This is a genomic window from Pedobacter sp. GSP4, assembly GCF_051857575.1.
Lineage (GTDB): Bacteria > Bacteroidota > Bacteroidia > Sphingobacteriales > Sphingobacteriaceae > Pedobacter.
Map to the genome: position 1 here is coordinate 179,332 of NZ_JBPZIR010000002.1, position 14,035 is coordinate 193,366.

General features: G+C 39.9%; 11 protein-coding genes. 8 read left to right on the forward strand and 3 right to left on the reverse strand.

Annotated elements, in window-relative coordinates:
• Window positions 1–8: 8 nt before the first annotated feature.
• The gene (locus tag ACS5PU_RS04360) at window positions 9–1,148 is read right to left on the reverse strand and encodes a 5-(carboxyamino)imidazole ribonucleotide synthase (protein WP_439458053.1); all 1,140 of its coding nucleotides are present in this window, start codon (window positions 1,146–1,148) and stop codon (window positions 9–11) included.
• A 56-nt stretch (window positions 1,149–1,204) separates the two neighbouring features.
• Between ACS5PU_RS04360 and ACS5PU_RS04365 the strand changes: the two genes are divergently transcribed.
• Genes ACS5PU_RS04365 through ACS5PU_RS04375 form a run of 3 tightly spaced genes read left to right on the forward strand, consistent with a single transcriptional unit; the run spans window position 1,205 to window position 2,974 of the window.
• A complete protein-coding gene (locus ACS5PU_RS04365) occupies window positions 1,205–2,395 on the forward strand; it encodes an NAD(P)/FAD-dependent oxidoreductase (RefSeq protein WP_439458054.1) in 1,191 nt (396 codons plus the stop codon).
• Window positions 2,396–2,421: 26 nt separating this feature from the next.
• Entirely contained in the window at window positions 2,422–2,664 is a 243-nt protein-coding gene (locus tag ACS5PU_RS04370; RefSeq protein ID WP_439458055.1) for a DUF433 domain-containing protein, read from the forward strand.
• The gene (locus ACS5PU_RS04375; RefSeq protein WP_439458056.1) at window positions 2,648–2,974 is read left to right on the forward strand and encodes a DUF5615 family PIN-like protein; all 327 of its coding nucleotides are present in this window, start codon (window positions 2,648–2,650) and stop codon (window positions 2,972–2,974) included. Before ACS5PU_RS04370 ends, ACS5PU_RS04375 begins: the two co-directional genes overlap by 17 nt.
• On the opposite strand, the gene ACS5PU_RS04380 is transcribed toward ACS5PU_RS04375, so the two are convergent.
• Entirely contained in the window at window positions 2,965–3,681 is a 717-nt protein-coding gene (locus tag ACS5PU_RS04380; protein ID WP_439458057.1) for a hypothetical protein, read from the reverse strand. The genes ACS5PU_RS04375 and ACS5PU_RS04380 overlap by 10 nt on opposite strands.
• Window positions 3,682–3,891: 210 nt before the next feature.
• On the opposite strand from ACS5PU_RS04380, the gene ACS5PU_RS04385 reads away from it, so the two are divergent.
• Both ACS5PU_RS04385 and ACS5PU_RS04390 read left to right on the forward strand, forming a co-directional pair.
• Window positions 3,892–6,096, forward strand: a complete 2,205-nt coding sequence (locus ACS5PU_RS04385; RefSeq protein ID WP_439458058.1) for a B12-binding domain-containing radical SAM protein — start codon at window positions 3,892–3,894, stop codon at window positions 6,094–6,096.
• Between the two features lie 55 nt (window positions 6,097–6,151).
• Window positions 6,152–6,310 (forward strand): hypothetical protein, encoded by a 159-nt coding sequence (locus ACS5PU_RS04390; protein ID WP_439458059.1) that lies wholly within the window; start codon window positions 6,152–6,154, stop codon window positions 6,308–6,310.
• A gap of 212 nt (window positions 6,311–6,522) precedes the next feature.
• On the opposite strand, the gene ACS5PU_RS04395 is transcribed toward ACS5PU_RS04390, so the two are convergent.
• Window positions 6,523–9,750 carry an amidohydrolase family protein gene (locus ACS5PU_RS04395; RefSeq protein ID WP_439458060.1) on the reverse strand — a complete coding sequence of 1,076 codons (3,228 nt, stop codon included), beginning with the start codon at window positions 9,748–9,750 and terminating at the stop codon, window positions 6,523–6,525.
• Between the two features lie 72 nt (window positions 9,751–9,822).
• On the opposite strand from ACS5PU_RS04395, the gene ACS5PU_RS04400 reads away from it, so the two are divergent.
• From ACS5PU_RS04400 to ACS5PU_RS04410, 3 genes are all read left to right on the forward strand, one after another.
• Window positions 9,823–11,715 (forward strand): RecQ family ATP-dependent DNA helicase, encoded by a 1,893-nt coding sequence (locus ACS5PU_RS04400; RefSeq protein WP_439458061.1) that lies wholly within the window; start codon window positions 9,823–9,825, stop codon window positions 11,713–11,715.
• 152 nt (window positions 11,716–11,867) lie between these two features.
• Window positions 11,868–13,175, forward strand: coding sequence for an MFS transporter (locus tag ACS5PU_RS04405; protein WP_439458062.1), 1,308 nt, complete (start codon window positions 11,868–11,870; stop codon window positions 13,173–13,175).
• Window positions 13,176–13,197: 22 nt separating this feature from the next.
• Window positions 13,198–13,935 carry a (Fe-S)-binding protein gene (locus ACS5PU_RS04410; protein ID WP_439458599.1) on the forward strand — a complete coding sequence of 246 codons (738 nt, stop codon included), beginning with the start codon at window positions 13,198–13,200 and terminating at the stop codon, window positions 13,933–13,935.
• The last annotated feature ends 100 nt before the right edge of the window (window positions 13,936–14,035 follow it).

The window sequence follows — 14,035 nt, forward strand, 5'->3', positions numbered from 1 at the left end:
ACGGATGCTTATGCAATTACTTTTAATGTTTTTTGTACGTAACGTGCTTTTTCAATGGCTTTTTCCCTATCAATATCCACAATGGTAACGTGGCCCATTTTGCGGAAGGGCTTGGTGTATTTTTTGCCATAAAGGTGAACAAAAACACCATCAATGGCCAGTGTTTTTTCTAAATTCTCGTACTTCGCAATACCTTCGTAACCTTTTTCGCCGAGTAAGTTAATCATAATGGCATTGGTTATGCTGCTGGTATCGCCAAGTGGTAAATTATAAATAGAACGCAAATGCTGCTCAAACTGCGAAACGTAATTGCCCTCAATAGTTTGGTGGCCACTGTTATGCGGACGTGGTGCTACCTCGTTTACCAACAGTTCGCCATCTTTGCAAACAAACATTTCAACGGCTAAAATACCGGTAATGTTCATGGCCGAAGCAATATTTTTGGCAATGTTTTCGGCTTTCTGTTGCAGGCTTTCGGCAAAAGTTGAAGGAGAAATCAAGAATTCTACCAAATTGGCTTCCGGGTTGAATTCCATTTCCACCATCGGAAAAGTTTTCACATCTCCATTGGCATTGCGCGCCACAATTACGGCAACTTCCTTATCAAAATCAACTAGTTTCTCGATAATGCATGGCGCATCAAAAGCTTTGTCTAAATCGGCAGCACTGTTTATTTTCATTACGCCCTTGCCGTCGTAACCATCTTTTCTCAGTTTTAAAATGTATGGAAAGTGGAAATGACTGTTTACCATATCCTCTTTGGTATTTACAATCTGGAAAGGAGAGGTAGGGATATCGTTCTCTTTAAAAAACTGTTTTTGTACACCCTTATCCTGTATCAATCGGATTACCCTCGATTGTGGAAATACCTTTTTACCTTCTTTTTCGAGCTGCTCAAGTGCATCAATATTTACTTTTTCAATTTCTATGGTTATGATATCGGCTTTCTTTCCAAAGTTATAAACCGTATCAAAATCAGTTATAGAACCATTTTCAAAGTAATTTGCAATATGTTTACATGGAGCATCTGGATCAGGATCTAAAACTAATGAAGTAACATTGTAGTTAATGGCTTGTTGGATGAGCATTCTGCCCAATTGTCCGCCGCCTAAAATACCTAATTTTAATTCGCTTATCTGTTTTGCCATGAGGGGTTGAAAATTATGCTAATTTTGCACAAAAGTAACAATATTTAGATTTATTGATGGATGCAGATGCGATAATTATTGGGGCGGGTGCCTGTGGGTTGATGTGCGCAGTACAAGCTGGCTATTTGGGCAAGAAAGTAATCGTACTCGAAAAAAACGAAAAACCGGGCGCCAAGATCCTGATTTCGGGCGGTGGACGCTGTAATTTCACCAATCAATTCGCATCAGCTGAGCAATTTATATCGGCAAATCCACATTTTATAAAATCTGCTTTTACCCAATGGACCGTTGATGACACCATCAGTTTTTTTGAAACCTATGGCATTCAGGGCAAGGAAAAAACATTAGGACAGTTATTCCCAGATGATAAAAATGCCAAAGATGTAGTTGAAGTTTTTACCTCGATATGTAGCGATTTTGGTCAGGAAATTAGGTGTAATACCGATGTTAAAGACATTGAATTGTTAACAGAAGGCTTTAAAGTAAGCTACGAGAAAAATGGCAAAACAGTTGTATTAAGGGCCGAAAAGCTTGTTATTGCCACCGGCGGACTTCCAATACCTAAAATGGGTGCTACCGATTTTGCACTGCGCTTTGCCAGAAAACACCAATTAAAAATTGTAGAAACTGCACCTGCATTAGTACCATTAACCATTACGGGCAAGGATGAGGAGTGGTTTGCACAGCTTTCGGGCAATTCTGTTTTTTGCGAAGTGAGCAATGATGAAATTTCTTTCGAAGAAAATATTCTTTTTACACATTGGGGCTTAAGTGGGCCTGCTATTTTGCAGATCTCGTCTTTTTGGAGAAGGGGCGAAACAGTGAACCTCAACTTGTTGCCCCATCAAGATATTGTTTCAGTTTTGGACGAAGAGCGGAAAACAAATGGCAAAACATTATTATCTACCCTGTTAAACCGGATTTATACCAAAAAGTTTACCGATGCTTTAGGGAAGTTTTTGCCTTTAACCAAGCCGGTTGCCGCCTTAACCAAAGCAGAAATCGATTTGATTGATCAGACCATTCACCACTTTAAAGTTAAGCCTGCGGGCGATAAAGGCTATGATAAGGCAGAAGTGATGCGCGGTGGGATTGATACCAACGAAGTATCTTCCAAAACGCTCGAATGTAAGAAGATTCCAAACCTGTTTTTTGGTGGCGAATGCTTGGATGTAACAGGCTGGTTGGGCGGTTATAATTTTCAGTGGGCCTGGGCCAGTGGTTTTGTAATTTCGCAAAATTTGTAGAGAAAATTTAGTAAATTTGGGTTACTATGGAATCTTTAAAAGATATTATCTCGACAAATGCCGACATTTTGGGCGGTTTACCTGTTTTTTCAGGGACTAGAGTTCCAGTTGAAACCCTATTTTTCCACGTAGAAAAAGGAATTACCATTGATGAGTTTTTAGAAGATTTCCCAAGTGTATCTAAAAAACAGGTAATAAGTGTACTAGAAGTTGCAAATAAATTAATAACCTCCGATCATATAGATAAGATATATGAAATTGCTTCTTGATGAAAATCTTCCAAAAAGATTAAAACAGCACTTGGAGAAGCATGAGGTTTACACTGTTCGCGATATGGGGTGGAATGGTGTTAAGAATGGCGAATTACTTAAGTTAATGATTGCTGACGAATTTCACGTATTGATTACTTTTGACAAGAATCTTCAGTTTCAACAGAATTTTGCAAAATACACACTACCCATAATTGTTTTAAATGCCTTTGATAATACTTATTTAACTTTGGTAGAATTTGTCCCTCAAATATTATTGTTGTTAAAATCCAATCTTAAGGCTGGCGCTAATATCATCACTTACAAATAAACATTTGGCATTATTTCCCAGGCCCATGGTTTTTTAAAGGTTTTGAAAGTTCTAAGTTGATTAAAAAACAATACCTCACTTGTTTTACGGTTGGCAATATCCCGACGGTGCAGGTTACCGTAGGTAGTAAATAACTGGCGTGTGTTAAAATCATATATCCTTTCGGTCATATCGCCATTGGTTTGGTTGTAATACAGGTTAACCGCGCTGGTTAAAAACCAATCTTTGTTTTCGAATTTAAAAGTATAACCCAGTTCCCAACGCCATTCTGAACCACCTTGAAAACGAAGGTATAATTGTTGGTCTTTAATGGCAATCTGCTGTAAAGGATCACCCATTTTTCCACCTTCTTCCGAACGTAAAATAAAATCGTTGTTCTGTGTAGATAACTGGTAGACACCACTTGATTTATCTTTAAAAAAGATGGCCAATATGCGCGGTTTTTGTGTTTCCTTAATAATATCCGTATGATTATCTCCGTATACCCGGGTTTCATCAATTGATCTGTTAAACTCGAAAACCACAGCTAAATCGGTTGTTGCATCATTGTTTAAGTCACCATATACCTGATCAATAACTGTCCAGTTTGCTGGCGTAACCTGTTCTATGGAAGAACCTTGTGCTTTAACTTTTGGAAATACAAACGGTTTTTGCGCAAAACCAAATGGCGCGCAGAGCATAAGCAGGTAAAAACAAAATACTTTCATTCGGGCAGAAAACGTGTTGATGTACTGTTAAAACGTTTGGATTGCTATTTTAGTTTAACTGAATGGTATCCTACGGCTCGTCGTCCTGTCGTGATTTTAATCTGTGGATTTGCATCTTTCTAACAAAATAGCCTCCGATGACGATTTTTGACCGGCACGGGGCAGCGACTGAATAAAAATTCCCTTACTTTTGCAGAAAAACAATTCCATTTGAAAACCGATATATTTGCCATTACGCCGCCGTTTACCCAACTGAATACCCCATATCCAGCAACGGCGTATATAAAAGGTTTTCTGAACACTAAAAATATCAGTTCTGCACAGGCCGATCTTGGCATTGAAGTCATTTTGGAGCTGTTCTCCAAAAAAGGATTACAGGATTTATTTAACCACACAGCACAGAATCAAAGTGTTATCCAAGATGATAACTCCAAAAGGATTTTTGCGCTACAGGATGAATATCTAAAAACGATCGATGCGGTAATTGCATTTCTACAAGGTAAAAACCCAACCTTGGCGCTGCAGATCTGTAGCGATGATTTTTTGCCACAAGCTTCGCGCTTTTCGCAGCTGGAAGAACTGGATTGGGCCTTCGGTGCCATGGGCACGCAGGATAAGGCGAAGCACTTGGCTACACTTTATCTGGAAGATATATCTGATTATATTGTAGCCTGTGTAGATGATAATTTCGGCTTCAGCCGTTATGCAGAACGTTTGGGTAGAAGCGCAAATTCGTTTGATGAACTATATGGAGCTTTAATTCAAGCACCAACTTACATCGATCAGATTCTGATTTCGGTATTAAAAGTCAAAATAGAAAGCATTCAGCCCAAACTGTTTCTAATCTCAGTACCCTTCCCAGGAAACTTATACAGCGCTTTTCGCTGTGCACAATGGGTAAAAGAAAATTATCCTGAAATTAAGATTTCTATGGGGGGCGGTTTCCCTAATACCGAACTGCGTTCGCTTTCTGATGAAAGGGTTTTTGAATTTTTCGATTACATTACTTTGGATGATGGGGAGCTCCCGATAGAGCTATTATACCGCAATATTACGCAGCCCGTTCCGGTAGAAGCCCATTTTTATAAAAGAACATTCTTGCTTGAAAACGATAAAGTAGTGTACCGCAACGATGCATTAAGAAGTGATTATAAACAGGCCGATGTAGGTACACCAGATTATACCGGACTGTTGTTGGATAAATATATTTCGGTAATAGAAATTGTAAATCCAATGCACCGCATGTGGAGCGATGGACGGTGGAACAAGCTTACCATGGCGCATGGCTGTTATTGGGGCAAGTGTACTTTCTGCGATATTTCTTTGGATTATATCAAAGTTTACGAACCTGTTGCCGCGAAATTGATTGTAGATCGGATTGAAGATCTATATGAAAAAACCGGTCAGAATGGTTTTCATTTTGTCGACGAAGCTGCGCCACCGGCCTTAATGCGCGAAGTGGCACTAGAAATTATCAGAAGAAAATTAGCAGTTACCTGGTGGACAAATATCCGTTTTGAAAAAAGCTTTACACAAGATCTTTGTCTGTTGTTAAAAGCTTCAGGGTGTATTGCTGTGTCTGGCGGATTGGAAGTGGCATCAGATAGGTTGTTAAAACTGATTGATAAAGGTGTAACGGTAGAACAGGTGGCCAAAGTTACCCGTAACTTTACCGAAGCTGGCATTATGGTGCATGCGTATTTAATGTATGGCTATCCGACCCAAACCGTTCAAGAAACCGTTGATAGTTTGGAAATGGTACGCCAGTTATTTGAAGTAGGTATATTACAATCGGGGTTTTGGCATCAATTTGCCATGACAGCACACAGTCCTGTAGGCATGTACCCCGAAAAATTTGGTGTGGTTAAAGAAACGGAAGCAATTGGGACCTTCGCCAACAATGATATTAATTATACAGATAAAACAGGTATCGATCACAACAAATTTAGCTTCGGGCTGAAAAAATCACTTTTCAATTTTATGCATGGCATCTGCTTCGATTATGAACTGCAGGATTGGTTCGATTTTAAAATACCCAGAACAAAAATACCTTCAGACTTTATAGAAAGAGCGCTAAATGACGACAATAACTTTAATACGAAGCCTACAGCAAAAGTAGTTTGGATAGGAGGAAAGGCTTCGGTTGAATACTTTACCAAATCTAAAAAAGGGAATACCTGGGAGATGGCATCTCTAACTTTCCACGATAAAAAAGAAACCTTTACCGTTCAAACCAGTAAAAAAGAAGGTGAATGGCTTTCTTCCATCTTAAATAAAATTTCGATTGCCAACGAAAAGGTTTATACTTTTCAGGAAGTTAAGGCTGATTATGAAAATGAGCTGGAAAATTTTGAACTCTTTTGGTATGCCAAACCCATAAATACTTTGAGAACCTACGGTTTGTTGGTTCTATAAGCACTTAAAATTGTTTAACGGATTATTCTGCTACATTTTCATCTTAAAATTAGCAATGAAAAGGATAATCAATAGGAGCAAGAATGAATTTAGGATTAACAAAAACCAAGAAAATACTGCTTTCTTATCTTTTATTACGGCAAAAAATGAACTGATGCCGCTCATTGCCACTAAGGCCATGAATAAATTTACGGTTTGGATACCTAAAATATAATACTCACTGTACGAGAAAACCAATAGGCTTAACACCAAGCATACAGCTGAAATAATGGTGTAAAGCTTATTGGCTTTCATTTTGATTTAGTTTCTGACTTATACGATCGTCATGCTGAACTTGTTTCAGCATCTTTCCTGCAAGAGTTACCCTGATCCTGATGAGAGATTTGGGAAAGGGTGATGGTAAAAATATTTTATGCCTTTAAAAAATTAATCGCAATGTGGCACAGTAAAAGTCCAGGTTTCTGAATCTCCGCTTGGAATAATAAAGCCATTTCCGCGTACATTTTCGAACCACAATTTACCCCTTAGCTTTTCTCTGGTACCAACTTCATTTAAGGTTGCACTATCATAAAGCCTACCATTAATCATTACATATTTAATTTTTTCGGAGTTACGGATATCATCCAGCGGATTGGCATCCATAATGACCATGTCGGCCAATTTACCCACTTCTAGGGAACCTATTTCTTTATCCATTCCAAGATAACTTGCGCCGTTCAAGGTTGCAGCCTTAATGGCCTGTAAAGGTGAAAAACCACCCTGTACCAACATCCATAATTCCCAATGTGCGCCTAAACCCTGAATTTGTCCGTGTGCGCCCAAATTAACCTTAGTGCCTCCATCGGCAATCTGTTTGGTAGCCTTGGCAATATCGATATGGTTGTAATCGCTATATTCAGAAGTTGTTCTGCGTCTGGCCCTCGAATCGATTATTGACCGTGGAGTATAAGTCATTAACTTTTCGTTTTCCCAAACATTGGTTCTGTCATACCAATAATTTTCACCCCATTGGCCGCCATAAGCCACAATTAAGGTTGGCGTATAAGCAACGTCGGTATTGTTCCAAAGCGTTGTTACATCTTTATAAACAGGTAAAACGGGTATACTGTGCTCAATACCGGTATGACCATCGGCAACCATGTTCATATTGGTAAAAAAAGTAGAGCCTCCTTCGGGCACAACTTCCATTTTTAACTGCCTAGCTGCTTCTAAAACCTGCTGGCGTTGCTCACGGCGTGGTTGGTTGTACGATTTTACGGAGAATGCACCAACGGCTTTTAATCTTCTTAAATGTGCCAAAGCATCATCTAAACTGTTAATCACCACTTTAAAATCACCATCGGCCCCATAAAGAATTGAACCTGTAGAGTAAACCCTTGGTCCAACCATGCGGCCAGCTTTAAGCATTTCGCTCTGGCTAAAAACCATTTCCGTGTTGCTTGATGGATCGTGGGAAGTGGTTACACCAAAGGCAAGGTTGGCCATATAGCTCCAATCGCTCTGCGGTGTAATACCATCTGGGCTGGTACGCAAATGCGCATGCACATCTACCATTCCCGGCATAATGGTTTTGCCGTTAACATCAATCACTTTGGCATTTGCAGGTATCGTTACGGCGTCTGATTTTCCTATTACAGTAATTTTATTGCCGTCGGTTAATATCGTTCCGTTTTCAATTACTTCATCGCCTTTCATCGAAATAATGCGGGCTCCCTTTAAAGCTACAATTCCGGTTGGCAGATCTGATTTTAAAACCAGGTTAATATCAATGGCAGATGCTTCTGTTTTAGGCGTGCTGCCGTCAAAGTTAAAAGCACTGTTTACATCAATGGTGTAGTATTTCGGTCCCAATGTCCAATGCAAAGCCTTACTATCTGCGCTCCATTGCATGTAGGTTCCACCATCAGTAGTTACCTTGGCAACCGGAATGGCCTTATTCCCTGCAGAAGCATCCTGTGCAGTTCCTACATTAATCATCGGGGTAATGTAAACGTTAAACAACTCGTTAAAAGCTAGCCATTTATTATCAGGACTGATTACAAACTGGTTGGCATATTGCGAGGTAAAATGAGTTCTTTCGTTTGCCCCGTTTAAATCGATACTTTTCAGCGCCTTTTTGCCATCCGCGTAACTTTGGAAATAAATACGGTTATCGGTATTGTTAAACTGTGGACGGATTCCGTTATCCAAAATCAGTGTTTTTGCGCCACCATTGGCTGCCATGGTAAAAATACCGGTGCCTCTGCCGTAATTATAGCCCAAAACATCGTTCCCACTTCCTTTTCTGAAAACAATTTTATCGCCTTTGGTTGAATATTGTGGCGAATAATAAAAGCCTTTTTCATCGCTCAGCGTAATGGTTTTTCCCGATTTGACATCAGTCCGTTTTATTGCGCCCCTAAGTTCATCGCTCCAGGTGGTGTAAACCACATATTTTCCATCGGGACTAAATGCAGGTTCGAATTCAAAATCCAATCCGTTGCTTAACCTTTCAGGCGTTCCGGCAGGTAATTCCTGTTTGTATAAATAACCGGCAGCATTAAAAATAATTATTTTTCCATCAGGCGAAGTGGTGAGCTGTCTAAGCATTTTGGCCGAAAACTCATTGCTAAAAACCTGCTGCTCAAAATGTAAAGCCTTTTGAACCGTTTGTATGGTATTCGCCTGGAAAGGAATAGTGCTGTTAATCAAGGTGCCAACTTCTGTTTTTCTGATTTTTCCTTTGGCATAATAAACAAGGCTTTTGCTATCTGGAGTCCAGGCAAAGTTTGGATAAACACCAAAAATAGCCCAAGTTTCCTGCTGATCATGAGATAGTTCTTCATTTACAGGCCATTCTTCACCAGTTTTAATGTTCTGCACGTACAAGGTAGATTTTAACCTTACGCGTTTTACGAAAGCAATTAAATTCCCATCAGGCGAAACCTGAGGTCTGCAGGCACCGCCTTGTTCACTAATTAAAGTATTGAGTTTGCCGGTATTTAAATCTAACTGGCGGATGGCGTAAATCGTACCATTGGGGTCTTTGCTGTATTCGAAATTCGGTCCAGGACTCACATCTTCACTAAAATAAACATACCTTCCATCAGGCGAAACATTGGGTTCGCCAGCATCCTGCTGATCATTTTTGCGTTTGGTTAACTGAACACCGTCGCCACCGTTGATGCTGTACATCCACATTTCGCCAGCTCCTAAAGAACGGCCTGCTGTAAAATGCTTACGCGCCACAACATATTCGCTGTTGGGCATCCAAGTAGCATTGTTCAGCAACCTGAAATTTTCTTTAGTAATCTGTTTTTTGCCAGAACCATCGCGGTTCATGATCCAGATGTTATCTGCACCACTTTTATCGCTGGTGTAAGAAATGTATTTTCCATTCGGACTAAATCTTGGTTGCACATCGAAGGCAATACCGCCACTGATGAGTTTGGCTACCCCGCCGGTAATGGGCATCACGTAAATATCTCCCAATAAATCGAAAACAATTTCCTGTCCATCAGCACTAACGTCGAGATTCATCCAAGTGCCTTCATCTGTATTTAAAGTGAAGTTTTTTGTGGTTCCCTGGTATTTTTCAATGTCCCATTTTTTTTCCTGGGCATTTGAACTAAAAAATAATAGGGTGAGGGCGGATAGAAAATAGAGGTGTTTCATCAAATTTTTGATTAATTGTGCCGCAATTTAGCAATATCAACAGCTTTTTTATAGTTTTGATACCGCCGATTTATGACAGCAATAGAGATTTTACAAAAATATTGGGGACACCAGGCTTTTAGACCACTTCAACAGGATATTATTTCTTCAGTATTGGAAGGAAAAGACAGTTTGGCCCTGTTGCCTACAGGTGGTGGCAAATCGATCTGCTTTCAGGTTCCCGCGTTGCTAAAAGATGGTATCTGTATTGTTGTTTCACCACTCATTGCCCTGATGAAGGATCAGGTCGAAAACCTAAAATCAAAAGGAATCGAAGCCATTGCCATTTACGCCGGAATGGGCAAACGCGAAATTGATATTTTACTGGACAACTGTATTTATGGTAAAATTAAGTTTCTATATCTATCGCCCGAACGCTTATTGTCTGATTTAGTGCGTGTTCGCATTTCGTATATGAATGTGAATTTAATAGCAGTAGATGAGGCACATTGTATTTCGCAGTGGGGCTACGATTTCAGGCCTCCATACCAACAATTGGCCAAGCTCCGCGAAATTCATCCCACGGTTCCTGTTTTGGCACTTACGGCAACGGCTACAGCTTTTGTAAGGCAAGATATTGTAGCGAAACTGGAAATGAAAGACCCACAGGTTTTTGTTAAGAGTTTTGCAAGGGATAATTTGAGCTATGTGGTTTTCGGCAATGAAGATAAATACAAAAAACTGATTGATGTTTGTCGCAATGTAAAGGGTACAGGCCTGGTTTATGTGCGTAACCGAAGGGAAACCGCCGAAGTGGCTAATTTTTTAAACCGGAACCAGATTAAGGCAGATTACTACCATGCCGGACTGGAAAGGGATGTCCGTTTTCAAAAACAGGAAGATTGGAAACTGAATAAAACCAGGGTTATGGTGGCTACCAATGCCTTTGGTATGGGGATAGATAAAGCCGATGTCCGCTTTGTAATACATTTGGATCTGCCTGAGAGTTTAGAAGCCTATTATCAGGAGGCGGGCCGGGCCGGACGGGATGAAAGAAGAAGTTATGCCGTTCTTTTGGCCAATAACGCAGATGTTTTAAGCTTAGAATCAAGGTATTTAGATAGTTTTCCTACACCAGAAGAAATCAGGAAAACGTACCATTACCTTGGCAATTATTTTCAACTGGCATTTGGCGCAGGAGAGGGTTTGACCTTTTCTTTCGATTTAGCTGATTTTTGCAAGCGGTTTAACATCAGTGTACTTAAAACCATTTCTGCACTAAAATTCCTGGAACACGATGGCTACCTTACGCTCTCTGAAAGTGTTTTCTTGCCATCAAGAATGATGTTTATAGCCAGTCACGAAGATATTTACCGCTTCCAGATCGAAAATAGGGCCTACGATGGTATCATCAAAACGATACTCCGTTCCCATGGCGGTGCTTTTGATGGTTTTGTTAAGATTAACGAAGCAGATCTGGCTAAAAAAACAGGGCTATCTTACAGAGAAATTATTGCACTGCTCAACAAGCTGCAGGCCATAGAGCTATTAACCTATATTCAGCAAACCGATCAGCCCCAACTGCAATATATCCGTGCCAGGGTTGATATGGATCATTTCGATCTGGATGTAAAATATTTAGGTTTAAGGAAAGAGATTTTATACAAGCAGGTAAATGCAGTAGTAAAATATGCCTCTACTCATCTGTGCCGGAATATTCAGCTTTTGGATTACTTCGACGAACAAAACCCGGCAAAGTGCGGTGTATGCGATGTTTGCCTGGCAGAGAAAAGAGCCGAAAACCAAAGCCAGCTAGGTGCGGAAATCGAATTTGAGCTTGTTTCTTTGCTTCAACAACAGGCGTTGACCTTGGATGATCTGGTAAGTAATATGAAAAACGGTACCGAAAATGAAAGAATTGATGCCATACGCGAATTATTGGATGCAGGCAAGATTAAAACAGATGGGAAGAAATATTATATTTAGATGTGAGATGTGAGATGTGAGATGTGAGATGTGAGATGTGATAAAAATGCCCGTCAAATTAGCAATAAAATATTAGTTTTGTAATGAACTATTTAACCGTCTAAACCATTAATCAGTTAACCGATTAACCAGTTAAGCTCCTTTAAAACTAAATGATAGAAAAAAACAATAAGAAAACCATCCGCTCATGGGCTTTCTTCGATTGGGCAAACTCTGCCTATAACCTGGTTATTACTTCCACAATTTTTCCGGCTTATTATACCATTATTACCACAACAAAAGAACATGGCGATAAGGTAACGTTTTTGGGCAGAACCTATGTAAACACTTCTCTTTCCAATTATGCCCTCTCTTTTGCCTACCTGATTATGGCTTTTGCGCTGCCTATTTTATCTTCAATTGCCGATAGAAGAGGAAATAAGAAGTCGTTTATGAAATTCTTTACTTATATGGGCGGTTTGGCCTGTATGGGTTTATATTTCTTTAAATTAGACACACTCGAAATGAGTATTATCTTGTTTGCCATGGCGGCTATGGGTTATATTGGTGGTGTGCTGTTCAGTAATTCATACCTTCCAGAAATAGCAACAGAAGAACACCAGGACCGTGTAAGTGCGCAGGGTTTTTCGTATGGCTATATCGGCTCGGTTTTGCTGCAGTTAATCTGCTTTTTATTTGTGCTTAAACCCGAGTGGTTTGGGATCATTGATGCCTCGTTTCCACCAAGATTGTCGTTTTTACTGGTGGGTGTTTGGTGGATAGCTTTTTCGCAGATTCCCTTCTCCGTACTTCCAAACGGCAAGCCTCAAACGGATAAAATTAAAACCAACATTATTAAAGATGGCTTTAGCGAATTGAGCAAAGTTTGGAAGCAACTAAAACAGATTAAAAAACTGAAAGGATTTTTGATTTCGTTCTTTTTCTACTCTATGGGTGTGCAGACCATTATGCTGGCCGCTGCCGGCTTTGCCGAGAAAACATTAAAGCTTGGTACGGCTAAATTAATTGCAGTGATATTGATTATTCAGCTGGTGGCCATCCCGGGGGCAATGCTCATGTCGTACCTGGCCAAAAAAATAGGCAATATTAACGTATTGATTATGGTTGTTCTGGTGTGGATAGGCTGTTGTGTTTATGGGTATTACATTACAAACGAGTATCAATTTTATTCGCTAGCGGCAATTGTAGGCTTAATTATGGGCGGAATTCAATCCTTATCCCGTTCAACTTATTCTAAATACCTACCGGTTGATACACAGGACACTACCTCATTCTTCAGCTTTTATGATGTTACCGAAAAATTGGCCATTGTAATCGGGCTTTTCAGCTTTGCATACATCGAAGATTTAACCGGGAACATCCGTTACTCGATTATTGCTTTGGCATCATTTTTTATAGTTGGGTTGGTACTTTTGGTGCTTTTAAGAAAAACCGAGCAGAAAGAAGCGCTAAAATTGTAAGTTTGTACCGCTAAAGAATATGATGAAAGTAGAATTATTTGTGCCTTGTTTTGTAGATCAGCTCTATCCTGAAACCGCTTTTAATACCTTAAGGTTATTAGAAAAATCGGGCTGCGATGTAGCTTATAACTCAAAACAAACCTGTTGCGGACAGCCTGCCTACAATGCGGGCTATTGGGATGAAGCCAAGGAGGTAGGCACAAAGTTTCTGAACGATTTTACAGAAAACACCTATGTGGTGGCACCATCTGCATCTTGCGTGGGCATGGTAAAAGGTGGGTTTAACGATCTGTTTACCAATACCATTGTGCACAATAAATGCCGGAGCCTTCAATCTAACATCTGGGAGCTTTCTGATTTTCTGGTTAATGTAGCCAAAAAGGATTATTTCGGGGCAGAGTTAGAAGGCAAAGCTGTTTACCACGATTCTTGTAGCGCATTGCGCGAGTGTAAAATCAAAGATGAACCCCGCCAATTATTATCCAAAGTACATGGCCTAGAAATGATTGAAATGGAAGACACCGATATGTGCTGTGGCTTTGGCGGTACTTTTGCCGTTAAATTCGATGGTATTTCATCGGCAATGGCCGAACAAAAGGTAAATCACGCGCTTGCACAGCAGGCCGATTTTATCATATCAACTGATTTATCTTGTTTGCTGCATCTTCAGGGCTATATTGATAAGAATAACCTGGCCATTAAAACCATGCACATTGCCGATGTACTTTGCAACGGCTGGCTGGAAAGTACAGAATATTAATCGAGTGCCAAACGTCATAGGTTTTTGTTCAAAAAAGATTTGTATTGTAAAAAATGAATTACATCTGCCTTTAAATAGGTTAATTGGTCAATCTAACCTT

Bases quoted from the DNA above. Each gene is read 5' to 3' on its own strand.
- ACS5PU_RS04360 (WP_439458053.1), bottom strand. From the start codon at position 1,148: ATGGCAAAACAGATAAGCGAATTAAAATTAGGTATTTTAGGCGGCGGA.
- ACS5PU_RS04365 (WP_439458054.1), top strand. From the start codon at position 1,205: ATGGATGCAGATGCGATAATTATTGGGGCGGGTGCCTGTGGGTTGATG.
- ACS5PU_RS04370 (WP_439458055.1), top strand. From the start codon at position 2,422: ATGGAATCTTTAAAAGATATTATCTCGACAAATGCCGACATTTTGGGC.
- ACS5PU_RS04375 (WP_439458056.1), top strand. From the start codon at position 2,648: ATGAAATTGCTTCTTGATGAAAATCTTCCAAAAAGATTAAAACAGCAC.
- ACS5PU_RS04380 (WP_439458057.1), bottom strand. From the start codon at position 3,681: ATGAAAGTATTTTGTTTTTACCTGCTTATGCTCTGCGCGCCATTTGGT.
- ACS5PU_RS04390 (WP_439458059.1), top strand. From the start codon at position 6,152: ATGAAAAGGATAATCAATAGGAGCAAGAATGAATTTAGGATTAACAAA.
- ACS5PU_RS04395 (WP_439458060.1), bottom strand. From the start codon at position 9,750: ATGAAACACCTCTATTTTCTATCCGCCCTCACCCTATTATTTTTTAGT.
- ACS5PU_RS04400 (WP_439458061.1), top strand. From the start codon at position 9,823: ATGACAGCAATAGAGATTTTACAAAAATATTGGGGACACCAGGCTTTT.
- ACS5PU_RS04405 (WP_439458062.1), top strand. From the start codon at position 11,868: ATGATAGAAAAAAACAATAAGAAAACCATCCGCTCATGGGCTTTCTTC.
- ACS5PU_RS04410 (WP_439458599.1), top strand. From the start codon at position 13,198: ATGAAAGTAGAATTATTTGTGCCTTGTTTTGTAGATCAGCTCTATCCT.